This is a genomic window from Photobacterium kasasachensis, assembly GCF_050336885.1.
In the GTDB taxonomy this organism is placed as follows: domain Bacteria; phylum Pseudomonadota; class Gammaproteobacteria; order Enterobacterales; family Vibrionaceae; genus Photobacterium; species Photobacterium kasasachensis.
Genome location: NZ_JAKJSH010000014.1, coordinates 1 through 19,596, shown reverse-complemented (window position 1 = coordinate 19,596; position 19,596 = coordinate 1). Strand labels below are relative to the sequence as shown.

Genomic DNA, 19,596 nt, shown 5'->3' with positions numbered 1-19,596 from the left:
AAATTTATGTCATTTTACCACTTAGCCATGGTTAGAAAGTGTCAAGAGGACTATTTTATGTAGGTGTAGCTGGTTGAAAGAAGGGAATGGTGCGAACTGCCATACTATACCGGGCTGTGTATTCAAACGATATAAAACCATTTGAACTCTAATGAATAGCCATGCACTGAAACGGGCTAGAATGGAGTGTAAAAGGCCATCATTATGGACTGAAAGGTATCTATTGGCTGCTATTTTGAATTTTCTTTCATAAAAAAAAGCATTTTTTTCTGGTTATATAGCCCGCAAGCTGATAATGTGCCGTCCCTCACAGTAACCGTGAGTATATTATGCATAGCACGACACATAAAGTTGGTGATAAACTGGTTCCAGCTCTAACGATTGGGTTCATCAGTTTGTTCCTGCTTTCTTCTCTCATCGACCTGTCACTCGTTACCCGTGTGATTCAGTCAATGTTCTCCTCAGTGACTTCACATTTTGGGTACGCCTGGCAATGGTTGATGGTTATCAATTTTGCAGTGGCTGTGCTTATTGCTGTTACCCGTTACGGAAAAATTCGTATGGGTAAGCAAGCGAAACCGACCATTGGAACTTTCCGCTGGTTGGCAATGATCATGTGCACTTTACTTGCCGGTGGTGGTGTATTTTGGTCTGCTGCAGAACCTATTTATCACTTTATTACACCCCCTCCGAGCTTTGATGGTGTGGTGGGTTCTTCTGTAGAATCTGTAACCCCCGCTTTGAGTCAGAGCTTTCTTCATTGGGGCTTTTTAGCCTGGGCAGTACTGGGCACGCTTGCAACAATTGTTCTTATGTACGCTCACCACCAAGGTGGTGTGAAACTACGCCCGCGGGCATTGCTTTACCCGCTGATGGGTGATCGGTTAGAGAACCATTGGTTGGGTTCTGTGATTGACGCCTGCTCGATTATTGCCGTTGCGGCCGGTACTATTGGCCCAATCGGCTTTCTGGCTTCGCAGTTGGGCTATAGCCTTGAATCTGTGATGGGGATAGAGAACACCGTAACTAGCCAGTTGGGTATATTGGCCGTTGTGGTTGCCGTGTATTCTGTTTCCGCTTTTACCGGCATGGACAAAGGTTTGCAATGGTTAAGTCGCCTGAATGTTGTTGGTGCATTTGCCTTGCTGCTTGTGATGCTGGTATTTGGTCCGACTCAGTTTATCTTTGAGCACTTTGGTTCGGCATTTGCGATGTATGTGGAACAAATGCCGGAGATGAGCCTGAACGCTGATGCTCCTGCATGGAATTCATGGTGGACATGGTTCTTCTGGGGATGGTTTATCGGCTTCGCGCCAATGATGGCGATTTTTATTGCGCGTATTTCTGAGGGGCGTAGTATCCGTGAGCTGATTCTGACCGTCGCCATCGGTGCGCCAATCGTGACAAACTTTTGGTTTACCGTATTAGGTGGAACCGGAATTTTCTTCGAGCTTCAATCTCCGGGGAGCATCTCGGGACCTCTGAATGACGCCGGGCTTCCAGCCGTTTTGCTCGCTTCTCTGTCTCAGTTGCCATTTAGTAGTTTGCTGGTACCTGCATTTTTGGTATTGACGACTACCTTTGTTGTCACGACAGGCGATTCGATGGCTTATTCAATCTCTATGGTTGTCTCGGGCGATAACGAACCAAGTAAATCTCAGCGTCTGTTCTGGGCGATAGTCATGGGGTGCGTGGCTGCGGTGTTGTTAGTAGCCGGTGATGGCGGATTGAATGCACTGCAGTCTTTTATCGTGATCACCGCTGTTCCTGTTTCACTGTTGATTGCCGTTACCTTAATTACGGGGCCCATTGCCGTAATGAGAATGCAGGTGCATGAGAAGGAAAAATCACAAATTTGGCAGCCAGAATGTGCAAGTTCAACGATTTAAGCTGAGCTAACATCCGTATTAAGAAAAGCACTCCCTCGGGAGTGCTTTTTCATGTGGTTTATATAGATAGCTAGTTCTGCACTGTCTGGACATTTGTCAGCGCAAATTGGTTAGCTTTCTTTTAGTTTTTGCTTTTCGGCTAGGACAGAACGACAAAACTTATTGAATTTGCGATCTTTGGCCCGTCTTTCCGCAAGTGTCGCTCCGTTACGGGCTTGCTCACGGTTTAGCTTATGAAAGTTTCGCAAGCGACGTTCCTCAAGTCTCCCTGATTCAATAGCGGCTCGTACTGCACATCCTGGTTCCTGATCATGCTGGCAGTCTGAAAACCGGCACTCTTCGGCAAGTAAGCCAATATCGGCAAACGTGACCTCAAGCCCTTGTTCACAGCTAGCCAACTGCAGTTCCCGCATTCCAGGTGTATCAAGAAGCAAGCCGCCAGACGGCATGACGTGCAATGACCGCGATGTTGTCGTATGGCGGCCTTTGCTGTCATCTTCACGAATAGTGCCGGTTTGTTGCACCTCAATACCTTGTAGGGCATTAATCAGTGTCGATTTACCGGCCCCGGAAGAACCCATAAAGGCAACGGTTTTTCCTGCGCGACACCAAGATTCAAGTACAGCTGTGCTGCTACGGTCCAGGCCATTTACGGCTTCGACGAATAGCATTGGATCGATATTCTGAACCTGCTGGACGTACTGCTGAGGTTCTTCACAGCAATCAGCTTTTGTGAGCACGATAACTGGCTCGACACCGGCTTCGTTAACCAGTGCCAAGTAGCGCTCGATTCTGTTTAAGTTAAAGTCGTTATTTAACGAGCAGACAATAAAAACGGTGTCGATATTGGCTGCAATTAATTGCGACTGTACTTTGCTGCCCGCCGCTTTCCTGCTGAATTCGGAACTGCGATCCAAAGCTCGCACAAATTGGCTATCATCAGATAGCAATACCCAGTCACCAACGGTCATAGCTGGCATGCTGGGAGCAATCTTCAAGTGCTGCTCGCCTTGCTCAGTCATGACTGTTAGTTGACTGCGATGTTGTGCCATGACTCTGGCTATATGGGAGGTTTCCCATTCATCGAGCGAAAGTTGTTGTTGAAAAAAAGGTTTCCAGCCTAGTTCAGGCAAAGAAATAGGTTTGATCATGATAGATAGACCCCTGATGCATTACGCACCATTCTGAAAGACGATTTTCAGGGGCATTGTGGCCCCGGTTTAAGACCGGGCAGGAGGGAGAGGGATTAAATTATTAGTCTCGCTGCGCCCGGTTAGTTTTTAAAACAATCATCAAAGTTCCTCCATTGGTTAATTGACTCTTGGAATTTATCAGACTTACCCGCCTGGTTCTACCGTTTGTTCTGCAGCTTAATAAAAAAGTGGAAGTACTGAAGAGATATTGTCATTGATTCAATGCTTCCACGAACTGGAATGTGCAAATTGTGTATCAGAGGTCGAGATGCAACATTCCTGCTTGGTAGTGCAGGCCGTTGGCTCTGTCTTGTTTCAGGAGAACCGGGCCATCGAGGTCAACAATGTCTGCATGTGTGGCAACGGGCAGTGCAGCCTCCATCGCCATTGAAGTGCCAACCATGCAACCCACCATAATTTTAAAACCCAGCGCGCGTGCTTTGGCCTCCAGCATAAGCGCTTCTGTCAGCCCTCCGGTTTTGTCGAGCTTGATGTTAATCATCTCGTAGCAGCCCAATAGGCCATCGAGATCTGTACTGGTGTGGCAGCTTTCATCGGCGCATAAGTCGATAGGATGTTTGATGCCCAGTAGTTTGTTGTCCATGCCTTTTGGCACTGGCTGTTCAATCATAGTGATGTTGAACGGGGTCAGCTGTTCGAATAGAGTCTCCAAATCAGTATCTTGACCAAGATCTCCCCAAGCTTCGTTGGCATCGAGAATAATATTGACATCAGGTGCATTGTCTCGAACCGCATTAACGCGCTCTATAATTCGCTTATGGTCGAGTTTTACTTTAAGTAATTTAGCACCATGTACTTCGCATAGTTCTTTCGCCTGCCTTCCCATTGCCTCCGGTGTATCAAGAGAGATTGTCATCGCAGTAATGATTTCGGGCTCGATGGTAAAAATCTGATACGGGAAGGCGGCTTGATGCTCAAGACGCCACAGGGCACAGTCGACAGCATTTCTGGCCGCTCCTGCTGTTAGGTAATCGGGCAGGTTAGCTCTGGTTAGCTGAATATCTGAGAGTTTATGATTGAGTAACTCGATCTGCTCTATTACTGACTCGATGCTCTCTCCGTATCGCGGGTAGGGCGTACATTCAGCAGTAGCCGAAAGCCCATTATGCTCGATGGATACTGTGACGACATCCTGGTGTGTTCTTGTACCACGAGATATCGTAAAAGGGCGAGCAAAGGGAAATTGCTCGTGCTGGGTATGAATGTTCATTACGATCCCTTGCTTTAAATCGAGTGGAGTTTGTCAACGATAGTCGAAACACCAAAGCGAACAGGATCGGTCACTGGCAGCTTGTACTGGCGCTCCCATTGTCGACACAGTGCAAGGGCATCACATTCATCAATGGCTGAGGTATTAAGGCAAATCCCGACGAATTCAGCGTTTGGGTTCGTTAGTTTGGCGGCTACGCAGTTGGCTTCAAGTGTAGACTCTATTGTAGGAACGCCCATATGCGGTAAATGGCGAATATGAGCACGCCCAATTTCATGGCAGAGTACAAGCGCATCGGGCTGTGAACCATGCAGTAACCCGAGGCTGACGCCCGCAAACGATGGGTTAAGCAGAGAACCTTGGCCTTCAATGACATCCCAATCATGATCGGTAAAATCAGGACTGATCGCTTCGGCTGCTCCTGATATGAAATCAGCGACTACGGCATCGACGGCAATGCCTGTGCCGGATATTAAAATTCCGGTCTGACCGGTTGAACGGAATTGTGCTTTTAGTCCTTGTCGGTTCATCTCGTTTTCAAGGGCAAGAGAGGTGTACATTTTACCCACCGAGCAGTCGGTGCCTACGGTAAGCAGGCGCTTTCCCTGGCGCGGTTTACCAGTACCAACAATTAGCGGCTGATCGTAATGGCGAACATCATACAACTGGCATCCATGAATATTGGCTGCATTGGAGAGGGCTGGGAAGTCACTGAGTCGTTGATGCATGCCCGAAGCAATGTTGAAGCCAAGCTCAATGGCTTCTTGCAATGTTGCCAGCCACGACTGGGGAATGAAACCGCCAGCATTGGCCGTCCCGATAACCAAGGTTTTGGCTCCACGTTCTCTGGCTTCAGCCAGAGAAAGGTCGGTGATGCCTAGCGACACCGTTTCTTGCGTAAGTCTTAATTGACCCGTACACATCTTAGGACGCCACTGTAGTATTCCTTTGGCTGTTTTGGCTGAAAGGGGATCGGTGACATCACCGAGAAAGAGTAAGTAAGGCTGTGGGATTTGCATGATTCTTCCTTGTATGGTGCAAACAATGACACTTACTGTAAGGAGTGAACTGCCGGAAGCCGAATACTTATTTGTCTGCAGGGTATAAATCCAAGTTATACCTAATCAGCAAAGCCTGATTGCAGATCAACAGTGGGTAAGCGGCTGTTTGGCAAAAGCAGCTACGAATAGCCTCTATTTTTTCTTCGAATCTGATTTTCTTGGTGGTCTTGGTTGGAGCAGTTTCCAAATCAGAAGTGCGTAAGCAATCATTGAGACGATAGGAAAAAAGTAGTCAGCCATTGTTAGCATCCTCAGCATGTTTTTCAGGGTTGGGGCAACCTGTATACCTTGTTAATTCATAGTATAGAGGGGATGCGGCTGACCGAAGGACTAGTGACTAAGCATAGAGATGAATTTTTTACCCGTCACAGAGATTGGACTGTGGTCGGCATAGAGTAAAGAGACAGAGAATCTTAACGCGGGCTCAAGGGGCTTTTGCTCTAATTGGTTGGCAAAGACCGATGCCGTCCAGGGGTCAACGACGGCTAATCCTGCACCATGCTCGACCAATTGAGCAGCCGCACTATAAGATCTGACAGTGATTTGATGGTGGTAATCAGGTTCGTAATGCTGAATGGATTGGCTTAACAGGCCACCAAGCGGATCACGAGGATCAAGTCCTATGATGTTTTGTGACGCTGTCACTAGTTGTGGCCAGTCTACTCTAGTGCTGCCTTCATTTATTAAAGGAACATATGGATGGTTTTGAGGGTAGAGTAGCACCATTTCTTCGGTGAAAAGCTCTTGGCCAGAAATAGCTGGTGGTACCTCGTTTCCAAAGCAGATAACCAGATCTAGTCGGTTTTGGAGAAGACCCGTACACAATGCCGCTCTGTTGTCGGTGCTCAGTTCGACGGAGATATCGCTGTCTTTACATAGCTCAGCGACAACTGATGCTAACAGAGATGTCGCTAAAATTGGCGGGGCACCAACCCTCAAGTGCTGGCTGCCTTTCCTAATCTTGTTGGTTAGTGAATGAAAGCTACCGAGCTGCTGGTATATTTTTTCTGCTTCAGGAAGTAGTTTTCGTGCCTCATCGGTTGGAATTAATCGGCCTTTTATACGTTGAAATAGTGCAAATCCTAGCTGTTGCTCGGTATGCGAGAGTACTCGGGTAATATTGGGTTGAGAAACATGAAGTTGTCTCGCCGCACCTGAAACCGTTCCTGATTTCATCACTGCGTAAAAAACTTCGATTTGCCTGAGGTTCAAAATGGATCCCTGTCAATTGATGACTCACTGAATATGATGTTTTGCCCTGGAGGTTGGCATAAGGTGATTTAATGCCTGAGGCATATAAAGCCAATATGATTAGCTTGGTATTACTATAAAGTTATCACGGGCTTTATCAATAATACCAAGCTGAAAATACACAGGAATTCACATCATTATTGCTATAAATTGTTTTTTAGTTCAATGGCTTTGGTGAGATTGGGACCATGATATGACGGTAAGGTGTATCTTTCCACATGATGTATGGGCCACCGTTACTTGGGTCGTCTGTTAATCCTTTTAGCATTTCTTCAGGCACGATGATCATCAAGTGCGCGCCCATTTCAACGTAGTCGTCGGCTTTCTTAGGATCGGAATGATATGGGTCAGAGTTACTGACTCCTGCGCCTAAATCACCCTGCAGCATGTAAGAAATACCAATTCGATCAGCCTTAAAATCTTTTTTGTTCACCATGGCATCCAGCATTTCCATCCATACCGGATCGTTGCACATCGGCATTCCATCATCGGGAAAAGTGTTTGGTAGACAGACCCAACCATTGGTGCCTTTAACCACTTCTTTACCGTCTACGATTACCGTAGCCTTACCACTAATTTCGGCCGGAGCCGCTGATTTTGCTCTTGCAACAAGTTCCTGCAAATCATCTTCGGCAATACTGTTCATGCTCCCGGCAAAGCCAGCTACAGCAACAAACAGTAACTTAGGTATTAGTCGCTTAACCATGTTGGTTTCTCCACTACTTCTATGGTTGATACAACTCGTATCAATGCAATATCAGTAAAAGACACCATAGAGTATAGGAGGAGAGGCAGAGGGCTAGATATATAAAGCGAAATAAAATGCCGGCTTTAAGGCCGGCATTTTTAGATTCTTTGGTGCTGTATGATTAAGCAGCTAATAATGCAGTGAAATCATCTTTTCGCTGGTTGAAGCGGTTAACCAAGTCATCGATATCGTTTTGGCAGTAAGGCTTCAGTCCGCTCATGACCATACGCTTACGGCCAGTACCGACAACTTCGCCGTTTTCTTTGAAGCAGAACTTCAAAGTCACGCTGCCGCGTTTGCCGTCGACATCGATATCGGAACCTGTCAGTTCAACTGTTGGCGATGAAATATCAAGACGTTCGAAATCGAGTTCCATGCTTTCATAGATAACCAACGGGCGAGTTGGGTTAATCATGATTTGCTTGGATTCCATTAGCGGTACCATGATGTGCGGAAAATTCATACCAGAGAACTGGACATAGCTCTTGGTGACTTGTTCAATCAAGTCCTGGTTAAGCGTGGTATCACCTTCACGGATAATGTGGAGATACTCTTTACCGCTGCAATCAATCATAGAAAGGTCATCGTTCGACTTCTGATCAACGCTGATGGCGATACCATCATTGATCATACCCGCGAACTCGAAACGCATTTTCTGGCTCAAGCCTACTTTGGAGAGAACAACAGAGAAAAGTAGGTCACCCGGAACACAAAAACGCTTGTTATCTTCATCATGGATAGGATTGAAGTCACCAGCTACTTTTTTGGCAAAATGACTGGCTTGTTCACGTGTGAAAGAAAATTCACCGTTCTGTTCAGAGTAATACGATTCTAAAAACATGCCTAACTTATGAATACCTTAGTTAATCAAACTGTCGTGTATTCTACATGAGAACTTCACAATAGATGGTCTAGCCAGTGAATGCGAGGTAAAGCTTGACTGTTTGATAGAAAACTTATAGGGCTAAATTGTTGAATATTAATACACTTTGGCCTCTTTGCGGTGGTTCTACGAACAAATCAGGGTATCTGCACGGTTGGTTTTGTACGATGTGCATATACTTCAAAGGAATGAGGTTAGAGTTTGTGGCCTTGGTAGATGGTAGAGAATTCTCTGTTTTTGAACACCTCTACTAATTCCGTCGGAAAGAATAAAATGCTATCGAGCTGCTCAAGCGGTACCCATTCATAACCAATCTGAGCAGGATCTAGTTTGCTGGCAGTATCAATAAAGTTGGGGGCTTTTCCCTCAACGAAGATTTCTATTTGATGAAAATGTTCTGGCAGATAAGGGGTAGGAGCGCGATCAGAGATGAGATCTCGGATGCACAACACATCTCCCATGATTGCTTTCAGACCTATTTCTTCCATTAGTTCACGATGAAAAGCATCTTCCAGTGTTTCACCATGTTCGACACCACCACCTGGGGTGATATACCAGAATCCGCGTTCATCATGATGCTTGCAGAGTAAAATGTGACCGTGATTATAGAATACTGCACGGACTGATATTCGGGGTCCCATAATGTGTCCTTTTACGGTGTCTGATCATTGCTCTCATAAATGATTGATAAAAAAATGATATTTTTGATGCAACGGGCAGCATAATTATGTAATATCCTCAGCGCTTAATAAATGGCAAAGCAAAAGAATAATTTGCATTTGTCAAATAAAATAGAATTTTCAGGCTAGGTTACTTTATCTGAGCGTAAAAAAATATATACACAAAGTGTATTCAAAACCATCTTCTAGACGTGTAGAAGCTCAGGAAAATAAAGTAGCACGGAAGCTGCAAACAAAAAAGCACTCAGTAAACGGTGAATTCGCCGTTTTCTGAGTGCTAATAAATTGCAGCTATAATAATAAACTTAGAGTTTCAACATGTAGAAGTTTACCGGGTTAAATACGCCCTTCCAGAGGGATAACCCGAACAACTTCACCCACTTCAACACTTGGCTGTTCCGGCACTATTTCAATCAAACAGTTAGCTTCGCTCATCGAGCGAAGGATGCCTGAACCTTGCTTTCCAGTCGTTTTCACTGACAGCCGCCCGTTGGCGTCAAGGCTGTATATGCCTCGGCTGTACTCTGTACGGCCGGGTCTTGAGCGAAGTTTTTCTGTTGCTATGGCATTGAATACCTGTGGCTGCCAGTTATCCATACCTTGTAGCTTGCGAATTGCCGGCTCGACAAACTGCAGGAAGGTCACCATAACGGCTACCGGATTGCCTGGCAGACCGAAGAAAGGGGTTTGCTGAATTTGACCAAATGCCAATGGACGCCCCGGGCGCATGTTGATCCGCCAGAAGTTTATTTGGCCAAGTTTATCCAGTACGGTTTTGATGTAATCGGCATCACCGACAGAAACCCCACCTGAAGACAGGATAAGATCAGCTTGCTGACTGGCTTTGAGCAGAGTAGATTCCAGTGCTTCTTCACTGTCTTCAATAATGCCAAGGTCGATCACTTCACAACCTGCTTTGGTCAGCATAGAGAGTAGGGTATAGCGATTTGAGTCATAGATGCAGTTGGCCTTTTGCTCCTCGCCTGGATGTTGCACTTCATCACCGGTCGAGAAAATGGCGACTTTCACTGTGGAATTTATCTTAATTGAATCGATACCCAGAGAAGCAATCATACCCAGTTCAGGAGCCGTAATTTGAGATCCTGCTGCTACAGCTGTTTGGCCAATAGCAAGGTCTTCTCCAGCCTGGCGAACATTCTGGCCCTGTTTAATAGCGGCTTTAGTTGTGTCAAAGGTGACAGTGCCACCTTCTTGCTCAGCCAGTTCTCGCATAATGACGGTATCGGCGTTGGCCGGGACTGGTGCTCCCGTCATGATACGAACAGCCTGTCCAGCTTCTAGTGGTTGGTTATAGCTATGACCTGCCAGCACTTCGGCGACAACCGTGTAGTTGTCGCGTTCAAGATCATCGCCGCGAATGGCATAGCCATCCATTGCCGAGTTAGTATGTTGAGGCACATTGACCGGTGACAGAATGTCGTTTGAGACAATTTGTCCCAGAGCCTGTGATAGCGGAACCGTGATTTCACGCTTGGATGGGACGATTTGTTCCAAGATACGTGAGCGGCCTTCATCGACAGAGATCATTCCGGACGGGTCAATATCAAAGCAGCTGAAGCTTTCGTTTTTCGCCTGGGTGGCAAAGTTAACGACAAAGTCAGTCAATAGGTCGAGGTTATTAATATCGAGTTGCGGCAGTTCTGTTGATGGTTTGGTATCAGATGCAACTGCAATAATGTTGCTGTCTTGTGGATGCAACCAAGGTTTGTCAATCTCTTCACGGTGCAGTTCAATTTTTGGGAAATCGAGCTTCTTAAAGCCTTCGACCAGAATAAGGTCAAGCTGGGTCTGATCAAGCTGGGAAATAAGGTGAGGCAGTGTAGCTTCTTCTTCCGGTGTTTCTGTTACCAGCGCACGACGGTAGCGAGATGAGATCAGCATTTGGCTGGCTCCTGCTTTGCGCAGGCGATAGCTGTCTTTGCCTTCCTGGTCTATATCGAAGTTGTGGTGAGCATGCTTGATCACGGCAACACGTATGCCTCGCTCGACAAGTTTAGGCAACATGGCTTCAAGCAGTGTCGTCTTACCGGTGCCGCTCCACGCTGCAAAGCCCAGCAAGGGCAGGGATGCATAAATCTGACTCATAGTTCCTGTCCAAATTGTTGTAATTCTTGTGGTGTATTCAGGTTAACGAAGGCATTCGGCTGATCGCTAAAGTCAACGGTGATCATATTGCATTGTTTATACAGCAGGATGATCTTGCGATCGCCGTTTTCAAGAAAACGTTCCAGTTTTGGCAGAATACGCCGGTTTAATAGTGTTACAACGGGTTGAATGTGTTCGCCGTCATGTGCCACAGCAATATCGGTGTCGCTTTGGCATGCTGCACTCATGCGAGAAACGAGATCTGCCGGTAATCGAGGGCAGTCACAAGGGACAAAACCAATCCACTCATCACTGAGATGATGAAGGGCGGCATGCATACCTCCCAGCGGGCCAGGGTAATCCTGGATATGGTCGCCAAACACGGTTCCGTAAGTGTTATAACGCACTTGGTTGCGGTTGGCGTTAATGGTTATTGCGGAGGTTTGTGGTTGGAGTGTGTCGATGACATGTTCGATCATTGCGCGGCCGGCAAGTTCTACCAGTCCCTTGTCATTTCCCCCCATACGGCTGGCTTGTCCACCAGCCAGGATCACCCAGCTTGTATTTTCAGGCGTAGGCATACTCATTGCTATCCTCATCGACGAGCTGCAAGTCTGCTCGTTCTATTAATTTTGTATTGGAGATGGTCCACTGGCGACGACATAAATCCGTCAGGGCATTTTTCTGGTGGCTGGTGATCACAAGGCTGGTACCGCGATCAAGTAAGTCTTCAGCAAGAACAACCTGACGCTCTACCGACTCTTGATCCAGGCTGGCACTTGATTCATCCATTAGTAATACACCCGGTTTTAGTACCCAAGCCCGTGCCATAGCCACGCGTTGGCGCTCACCGCCTGAAAGGACCGAAATATGTTCGTCGGCCAAGGTTTCTAACCCTACCATACGAAGGGCATTAATGGCTTCTGTTCGTCGCATCTGGCGGTTATTTATCGTAAATTTCAGGCCGTAACATACGTTATCGAACACAGTGCCATCAAACATGTAAGGAGTTTGGTGCATATAAATAACGCCACCCTGGCTTTTTCCTTTGAACAGTCTTGTCAACAGTGAGGCTTGTTGTAAATTCACCTTGCCCGTGGTCGGTTTCTGCAGGCCGGACAGCACCTTTAACAAGGTGGTTTTTCCGACGCCGTTATCGCCGGTCAGGTAAATGGCTTCTTGCGGGCCGATGCTTAGCTGAGGGATATGAAATAGCAGGCGCTCCTTGAAGCGGATTGAGAGGTCATGAGCCTGAATTGAGATTTGAGACATCATCTGCTCCTCAGCTTAATTGGTACGCAAATGGGCTTTGCCCCGCGCAACAGATAGAAAAAAGTTTAGTACGAGTGCCAGCAACAGCAGCACCATTCCTAATGCAACACCTTGAGCAAAGGCACCTTTCGAGCTCTCCAGTGCAATCGCCGTGGGAATATTCCGGGTTGAATTCAAAATATTGCCACCGACCATCATAGAACAGCCTACCTCGGTAATAATGCGGCTGAAGGCTGCAATAACTGCGGCCATAAGCGGAAAGCGGCTCTCCCACATCAGGCTAATGAGCGCCCTTGGGATACTTGCGCCGAGCGTGAGTGACGTTTCCCAGGCACGGCGGTCACTGTTTTGAAAGGCTGCGTGCATCATTGAGACAAGGATCGGAAAGCAAATCAGGATTTGACCCAATATCATTGCCTGCTGGGTAAACAGCATCTTCCAGTCACCCAAGGGGCCGGATCGAGACAAGAGCATGTACAGCAGCAGTCCGATAACAACAGTCGGAATTGACTGAAAGGTGTTAAATATGGACAGTATCAGCCAGCGCCCGGGGAACTTGCCGTAGGCAAGGGCGAAGCCAATAAGTAATGCTGGCAAAAGCACAATGCTTATAGCCAGCAGAGAAACAGAGAAAGAGACACCAACAATGCCCCAGAGGGCGGTATCGCCGCTCAGCAGTAGCTGAACGGCTTGTTGGGTGGTTTGCCAAATATCCATTTATTGTGTGATAGCATCCGCGACAAACAGCTGTTCGCCATGTCGCTTATAGTTGTTGATCATTTTTTGTGCTTTCTGGTTAACCAGCCAGTCACTGAATGATTTCGCACCCTGGTAGTTAATATCAGGGTAGCGGCTTGGGTTAACCAGAATAACCTGATACGGGTTAAACAGGCGCTTGTCACCTTCAACCACAATCTTAAGGTCAAGTTTGTTTTGGTACGCTAGCCAGGTTCCACGGTCTGTCATGGTATAGGCCTGTAGTTCAGATGCCATGTTCAATGTAGGACCCATGCCTTGACCAACAGCCTTGTAGCCGCCGAAGTTAGGTTCCATTTTTGTTTGTGCCCACAGGTTAAGTTCTTTTTTGTGGGTACCAGAGTCATCGCCGCGAGAAACAAAGGTTGCGTTGTAAGAAGCAATTTTAGTCAATGCATCAGCAACGTTATTGTCGCCAGCAATTTTTGCCGGGTCGGCCTGAGGCCCGACAACCACAAAGTCGTTGTGCATCAGTTTGCGAGGTAGTACACCGTAGCCCTTCTCAACGAAATTCGCTTCGGCTTTCGGGGCGTGGGTCATAACAAGATCAACATCGCCATTTTGTCCCATACGCAGTGACTTACCGGTGCCGGCAGCCAGAACTTCAACACTGTAGCCGGTATCTTTTTTGAATTCAGGGAGCAGGTAGTCTAGTAGGCCAGAGTGATAGGTACTGGTCGTCGTGGCCAGGCGAATGGTCATATCTTCTGTGGCTTGGGCTGCACTTGCAGAGGCAAGGGAAAGGATAACAAGAGTCGTTTTTATAAATTTCATAGGTCTTCCTGACTTAATGTCAATTAAGTGAATACGCAAATAGCTGTTGCCTGTAAGGCAGACAAATCTTTCGTGACTGCCGAGGCTAAAGCAAATCAGGTGCCAATTTTTCCAACGCATTGAGATTAACGCGAACCAATGCTGCAAGCGAATGATTTTAAACAAGTATTTTGATCAAAAATGCAATTATATTCATTATCATCATAAACTGTTTTGACATTGGTTAACGAGGTGGGACAAAATGTCGCATCCCTTGTTTATTGGTAAATAACAACTTATGTCTGAATCCGCTGCTTCTTCTTGGTCTGCTGTGTCGGTGCTTGTCGTAGATGACGAGCCGGGAATGCGAGCGATCCTCAAAAAAGCCCTGAGTAAGAAATTTGCCCAGGTTGATACCGCTGGCAGTATCGAGGAAGCGGAAGAGCTTCGCAAGCGATGTCACTTCGATCTGTTAATTGTGGACATTAATCTGCCGGGACGCTCAGGAATTGAGTGGCATGAAGCCTTTGACCCCTCGACACGCCGTAGCGATGTGATCTTCATGACGGGCTACGCAGACTTGGATACAGCTATTCAGGCACTACGTGCCGGCGCGTCTGATTTCATTCTCAAGCCGTTTAACCTTGATCAAATGATGCAGTCGGTCAGTCGCTGTATCGAGAGGCGGTTGGTCGAAAGACAGAATTTTGCCTTGCAGCGCGATATCGATAGAACGTATCCGGTTGATATTATTGGTGATGCGCAACGTACCCTGATGATGAAAAAGATGATTGCTCAGGTCGCTCCCTCGCAGGCCGCGGTACTGGTAGAAGGGGAATCGGGTACGGGTAAAGAACTCGTTGCGCGAGCGCTGCACCAGCTGAGCAAGCGCAGCGGACCTTTTGTTCCTTTGAACTGTGGCGCCATTGCCCCTGACTTGCTGGAAAGTGAATTGTTTGGCCATGTTTCAGGTGCTTTTACCGGTGCCAAGAAAGGACGCGAAGGACTGTTTCGCGTTGCAAACAACGGTACTTTGTTCCTTGATGAAATAGGTGAAATGCCGCTTTCAATGCAGTCATCGCTATTGCGAGCGCTTGAGCAGAAAGCCATTCGCCCGGTCGGTGCCGAGCGCGAAGTTCAGGTCGATGTGCGGATTGTGGCAGCTACCAACCGCAACCTGAAGCAGGAAGTTGAAGAGGGGCGTTTCCGCCGCGATCTCTACTATCGCTTGAATGTGCTAACCATCGAATTGCCGGCTCTAAGGGATCGCGTCGAAGATATACCGGCTTTGTCTCATCATTTTACTCAGCAACTGGCGAAAGATTTAGGCGTAAAGCCGGTTAGCTGGACTCATGAAGATATCCAGTCAATGCAGGCTTATGACTGGCCGGGCAATATTCGTGAGTTGCGCAATATGATGGAGCGTTGCCTGCTGCTGGGTAAACCACCTGCTGAGTACTGGCGCGAGCTTGCCGGCGATGTTGTTATCACTTCTGCTACCACGGTAGGAGAGCAGCCTGTTGCATCCGATATACAGGTTGGAACTACCAATGCGGAAGAAACCTTCTCCTCCCTTGATTCTGTAGCTGTGCCAGCAGGCAATCAGCCATCGTGCTCTTGTGCAGAGATAGATGGAGATTCATTCTGTTACCCGACGGACTGGACGCTAAAAGAAGTAGAGAAAGCGCATATCATGCAGGTCGTAGACTCCCATGAAGGCAATAAGTCTGCCGCTGCCAGACAGCTTGGTGTTGCGCGGAAAACGCTTGAGCGAAAATACAAAGACTGGGCAGACGAAAGCGCATAAATAGGCAGTGACAGCTATGAAACAATATTTAGCGATGTGGGTTCGCCGTTTTCGAACCATGGTGCGCTACCGGCTGCTGATGCTGACATCAGTGCCGATCATCATTACCTTGTTGGCACTTATTGCGCTGACTATGTACTGGACCGTGATGTATACTTGGCAGAATGCGCTTAAAAATGCACGTGCAGATTTGGCGGTTGCCCACCACAGCATGGAGTTGCTGCAAAAAGAGCAGCGTATGCGCTTGACGGCATTATCCGAGTCTTACGATTTTCAGTATTTGCTGAGAAATGATGAGGCCAAACTCAGTGAGTGGGTAAGACAACAGGCGGGTCGCTACGATCTTGATTTTGTCGTCGTTCACCCAGCATCGGCTCTGGGGGAGTTTTCCAAGGCAAACCGTCGCTTGTTGATGAATGGTGAAGAGCAGACTTTTTTCCAGCAGCTCGATGAGATGGCGCTTGAAGATTTGCACCCCAACCTGCCGGCTAGGGCTCAAATCCCATTGCTTAGCGAAGGTGAGATTGAATCGAAGGGGCTGGTAAGCCGAAGCCTGATCCCCGTTTTCAACGAACAAAACAACCTGCAGTGGATTGTCGATGGCGGTATGCTGCTCAATAACAGTACTTCGCTGGTCGATCGAATCCGGGATCTGGTTTACGCCTCAGACACGTTACCCGAAGGTAGCATCGGAACCGTTACGCTATTTATGGACGATATCCGGGTAAGCACCAACGTACCACTAGACAGCGAGCAGCTTAACGGACGTGCAATAGGGACACGAGTCTCGGACGAGGTGAGACAGGCGGTATTGGCTAGCGGCCTGACATGGGTTGATCGGGCTTATGTTTATGATGACTGGTATGTGTCGGCCTATGAGCCGCTCCGCGATCATGATGGCCGTAGAATTGGCATGCTCTACACTGGCTATCTAGAATGGCCACTTATTCGCATTTACCTGACAAACATTGTTGAGCTTGGGGTGGGCATTGTACTTGTTCTGCTGATATCCGGTCTTGTGGTTTATCGCGGAGCACGTGATTTGTTTCGGCCGATAGAGAAAATTCACCAGGTCGTGAAAGCTGTACAACTGGGGCTTGATCGCCGGATAGGCTCACTGGATCTAACGCCCGATCATGAGTTGGAAATACTGGGCAAACAGTTTGACAGTATGCTGGATCAGCTTCACCAGCGTAACGAAGTGATAAAGCAGGCCTCAATCGAGCTGGAAGACAAAGTTAAGGCACGTACCAAGAGCCTGCATGAAAAAACCGAAGAACTAGAGCAGCACATTAAGTTGCTAAACCAGGCCCGCAGCAAGCTGGTAACCAGCGAAAAATTGGCGGCGCTGGGCGAGCTGACTGCCGGTATCGCACACGAGATCAATAACCCGACAGCAGTGATACTCGGTAATGTGGAGTTGCTTCAGTTTGAACTGGGAGACGATACCGAACGGGTGAAGGAAGAGCTGGGAGCCATTCATGAGCAGATTGACCGGATACGAAATATCACCCGAAGCCTGTTGCAATACAGCCGGCAAGGAGGGGTACAGGACGAAGTTACCTGGCAGCACCTTAATCCAATTGTTGAAGAGAGCCTGACATTGGTTCGTTCGGGAACGAAAAAGCATGCAATTCATATAGAAACCAACCTGGAGGCAAAGTGTTGTGTCGAGGTTAATCGCCATCAACTGTTGCAGGTTCTGGTTAATCTGCAGATGAACGGTGTCCATGCGATGGGCGATCAAGGCTTGCTCAAAGTCGGAACAGAAGACTGGATTGACGAGCAGGGGAAGACCGTCGGTGCTGTTGTTCATATTACTGATCATGGTTGCGGGATCAGCAAAGAGAATCTGGAGAGAATCTTCAACCCGTTCTTTACGACACGCCGCAGCGGCACAGGTCTGGGGCTTTCTGTCAGTCAGGGTATTATCAGTGAGATTGGTGGTGATATCTGCGTGCAGTCAACGCCGGGTAAAGGATCGACCTTTTCTGTTTATTTACCGGACAAAGCGGTTGATAATAGCGGCTTGCAATTAGCCAAGATAGAAGAATAGATTTCACTGTTCTTGCGCTATAATTTCAAGAAATATAAAAAGGCATGTGGTAAACATGCCTTTTTATTTGGGGTGAGATCGAAGTATAAGAGATTTCATCTCAACAAGCCTCAATGTATTTAATTACATCATGAAAAGCCCGAAAACCATAAATACGATTGCGGTAAGTACTGTTCGACTAATAATGCCCATATTGGTTGGAACGATCATTTCTGTATGCTGCATATAATTCCCTCTAATGATAGAAAAGACTCCGGTATGTTCGTCGTAAAACTAAGTATAGAACATATTTCATATGCTTGGAGCTAAAAAACAACAACAGCGTTAATAGTTTGATGGGTTCAAAATAAACGCCTGAATCTTAGCCGGGCCACTATTTAGACCTATAATTGATTAAAAGTGTTAAGTGGTGGCTGTTATGAAATTAACTTTTTTGTTGTTCGGTGTGTTTCTTCAAGGTGTGGCTATATATATCGCTTTTTATAGTGAGTTCACGGGAAATATCTACCTGGCAACTATTGTATCAGTATTGTCTATATGTTGTTTAACCGCTATACGAAGCTTAATTGCGCCTGTTTGTTTACTGGCCGGTATCCTTGTCGGTTTGTCTTTGTCTCATAACGAGTTGGATTTGCAGACGTTAACTGTCCTGGAGCAACAGGTACAACCTATGGTGCAGGCAAAGTATGAAGCTATTCAGGAAGTGTGGAACGCCTCTGTTCGCCTTGAATATACGCCAGCAGAGGACAGTGCTCATCTTGCTGACGTATCGAGTGCAGAGGTACCGGTTAAGGCTGCGGAATAAGCAGTTGTTGACCTGCAATTATCATTGATGCTGACATATCGTTGGCATTCATTATCCGAGCAACCGTGGTGTTATTTAGCAAGGCAAGTTCACTGAGGGAGTCACCAGGCTGAATGTGATAAATGGTGAATTCTTCACGTGAACGATTAAAGCTTTTTCTGTTGCTATAAAACTGATTTTTGTTGCTGCTTGGGATTAATAATTTGTTTTCTCTTCCTGGGTAGGTATAGCCGCTGATGTAGCCAGGGTTTAATTGGTACAAGGTTTGGCTTGTCAGTCCAGCCTGGCCAGCAATAAGATCAAGTTTTACTCTATTGCTAATTGTGATTTCGGTAAGTACTTCCGTTGGTTCGATACGTGCAAGCTTTAAGTCATGGTGTGATCTGTTTTTGACGAGATCAGACATCGCAAGAAGCTTGGGGACGTACAGGCGGGTTTCTTTCGGCAGTTTTAAATGCCAGAAGTCAGTGGGCTTGCCAAGGGATGCGTTTTTCTTGATAGCTCTTCTGACGCGCCCTTCACCGGTATTGTATGCAGCCATTGCATGAAGCCAGTTGCCATCGAATTTATCGTAGAGGTAGTCAAGAAGATCCAGGGCCGCAACGGTAGAGGTAATCACATCCCGACGCCCGTCATACCCTTTAAGATATTCAAGGCCAAAGGTTTTGCCTGTCGGGACAGTGATTTGCCACAAGCCTGCCGCACCGCGGTGCGAGTGCGCAAATTGATCAAATGAGCTTTCAATAAAGGGGAGCAGCACAAGCTCGTACGGCATACCGCGCTGTTCGACCTGCTGGTAGATGTAGAACAAGAAGGGTTTAGCGCGTTTGGTTACTGTGTCGATATGGTGTGGGTTGGATAAGTACCAATTTTTATAGTATTCAACCCGCTTATCATCAGGCACAGGAATATCAAAAGCACCACCCAGTATATCCCACAGATCAGGGTTTATTGGCGTTGGTGTTTCAACGACATGCTTTTCGCTCTCTGGGGCAGACAAGCTGGCATCTGCCAGGATGTCATTTACCTGATTGTTGTCTATTTCACAGTGGTGATTGAACAAGTCGGGAAACAGATGATTTGTGTTTTCTGGCTTAGGCAATGA

Annotated in this window: 17 protein-coding genes; 4 read left to right on the top strand and 13 right to left on the bottom strand. The window is 47.1% G+C overall.

The genetic code is table 11. The annotated features are described in order from the left end of the window. Window positions 1-329: 329 nt before the first annotated feature. Window positions 330-1,889: a BCCT family transporter gene (locus tag L4D19_RS19195; protein ID WP_428453822.1), complete on the top strand. Its 1,560-nt coding sequence runs from the start codon at window positions 330-332 to the stop codon at window positions 1,887-1,889. A gap of 110 nt (window positions 1,890-1,999) precedes the next feature. Here L4D19_RS19195 and rsgA read toward each other — a convergent pair whose 3' ends face one another. From rsgA to L4D19_RS19135, 12 genes are all read right to left on the bottom strand, one after another. Beyond that, window positions 2,000-3,040 (bottom strand): ribosome small subunit-dependent GTPase A, encoded by a 1,041-nt coding sequence (gene rsgA / locus L4D19_RS19190; RefSeq protein WP_428453821.1) that lies wholly within the window; start codon window positions 3,038-3,040, stop codon window positions 2,000-2,002. A 298-nt stretch (window positions 3,041-3,338) separates the two neighbouring features. Then, entirely contained in the window at window positions 3,339-4,313 is a 975-nt protein-coding gene (dgcA, locus tag L4D19_RS19185) for an N-acetyl-D-Glu racemase DgcA (RefSeq protein ID WP_428453820.1), read from the bottom strand. 14 nt (window positions 4,314-4,327) lie between these two features. Beyond that, entirely contained in the window at window positions 4,328-5,332 is a 1,005-nt protein-coding gene (gene dgcN, locus L4D19_RS19180; RefSeq protein WP_428453819.1) for an N-acetyltransferase DgcN, read from the bottom strand. A 372-nt stretch (window positions 5,333-5,704) separates the two neighbouring features. After that, on the bottom strand, window positions 5,705-6,586 hold the full coding sequence (locus L4D19_RS19175) for a LysR family transcriptional regulator (RefSeq protein WP_428453818.1): 882 nt from the start codon (window positions 6,584-6,586) through the stop codon (window positions 5,705-5,707). A 196-nt stretch (window positions 6,587-6,782) separates the two neighbouring features. Next, window positions 6,783-7,331, bottom strand: coding sequence for a hypothetical protein (locus L4D19_RS19170; RefSeq protein WP_428453817.1), 549 nt, complete (start codon window positions 7,329-7,331; stop codon window positions 6,783-6,785). Between the two features lie 163 nt (window positions 7,332-7,494). Further along, entirely contained in the window at window positions 7,495-8,214 is a 720-nt protein-coding gene (locus L4D19_RS19165) for a DUF3581 domain-containing protein (protein WP_428453816.1), read from the bottom strand. Window positions 8,215-8,450: 236 nt separating this feature from the next. Next, complete coding sequence (locus L4D19_RS19160) at window positions 8,451-8,897, bottom strand: NUDIX domain-containing protein (protein ID WP_428453815.1); 447 nt, start codon at window positions 8,895-8,897, stop codon at window positions 8,451-8,453. Window positions 8,898-9,272: 375 nt separating this feature from the next. Continuing rightward, the gene (locus L4D19_RS19155) at window positions 9,273-11,042 is read right to left on the bottom strand and encodes a bifunctional molybdopterin-guanine dinucleotide biosynthesis adaptor protein MobB/molybdopterin molybdotransferase MoeA (RefSeq protein ID WP_428453814.1); all 1,770 of its coding nucleotides are present in this window, start codon (window positions 11,040-11,042) and stop codon (window positions 9,273-9,275) included. Then, window positions 11,039-11,623, bottom strand: coding sequence for a molybdenum cofactor guanylyltransferase MobA (gene mobA / locus L4D19_RS19150; RefSeq protein WP_428453966.1), 585 nt, complete (start codon window positions 11,621-11,623; stop codon window positions 11,039-11,041). Before mobA ends, L4D19_RS19155 begins: the two co-directional genes overlap by 4 nt. After that, entirely contained in the window at window positions 11,610-12,314 is a 705-nt protein-coding gene (locus L4D19_RS19145; RefSeq protein ID WP_428453813.1) for an ATP-binding cassette domain-containing protein, read from the bottom strand. The genes mobA and L4D19_RS19145 overlap by 14 nt, the downstream gene beginning before the upstream one ends. Window positions 12,315-12,329: 15 nt before the next feature. After that, complete coding sequence (locus tag L4D19_RS19140; RefSeq protein ID WP_428453812.1) at window positions 12,330-13,031, bottom strand: ABC transporter permease; 702 nt, start codon at window positions 13,029-13,031, stop codon at window positions 12,330-12,332. Further along, on the bottom strand, window positions 13,032-13,844 hold the full coding sequence (locus tag L4D19_RS19135) for an ABC transporter substrate-binding protein (protein WP_428453811.1): 813 nt from the start codon (window positions 13,842-13,844) through the stop codon (window positions 13,032-13,034). It lies immediately after the preceding gene. Window positions 13,845-14,121: 277 nt separating this feature from the next. Here L4D19_RS19135 and L4D19_RS19130 point away from each other — a divergent pair, with 277 nt between their 5' ends. The 3 genes from L4D19_RS19130 to L4D19_RS19120 all read left to right on the top strand — a co-directional run bounded on the left by L4D19_RS19130 (window position 14,122) and on the right by L4D19_RS19120 (window position 18,491). Beyond that, window positions 14,122-15,630: a sigma-54-dependent transcriptional regulator gene (locus L4D19_RS19130; RefSeq protein WP_428453810.1), complete on the top strand. Its 1,509-nt coding sequence runs from the start codon at window positions 14,122-14,124 to the stop codon at window positions 15,628-15,630. Between the two features lie 16 nt (window positions 15,631-15,646). Continuing rightward, window positions 15,647-17,686, top strand: a complete 2,040-nt coding sequence (locus L4D19_RS19125) for a sensor histidine kinase (protein WP_428453809.1) — start codon at window positions 15,647-15,649, stop codon at window positions 17,684-17,686. A gap of 418 nt (window positions 17,687-18,104) precedes the next feature. Further along, the gene (locus L4D19_RS19120; protein WP_428453808.1) at window positions 18,105-18,491 is read left to right on the top strand and encodes a hypothetical protein; all 387 of its coding nucleotides are present in this window, start codon (window positions 18,105-18,107) and stop codon (window positions 18,489-18,491) included. Here the strand turns inward: L4D19_RS19120 and L4D19_RS19115 are convergent. Continuing rightward, window positions 18,475-19,596, bottom strand: a 1,122-nt coding sequence (locus L4D19_RS19115) for a transglycosylase SLT domain-containing protein (protein ID WP_428453807.1), incomplete at its 5' end; no start/stop codon positions are given. The genes L4D19_RS19120 and L4D19_RS19115 overlap by 17 nt on opposite strands.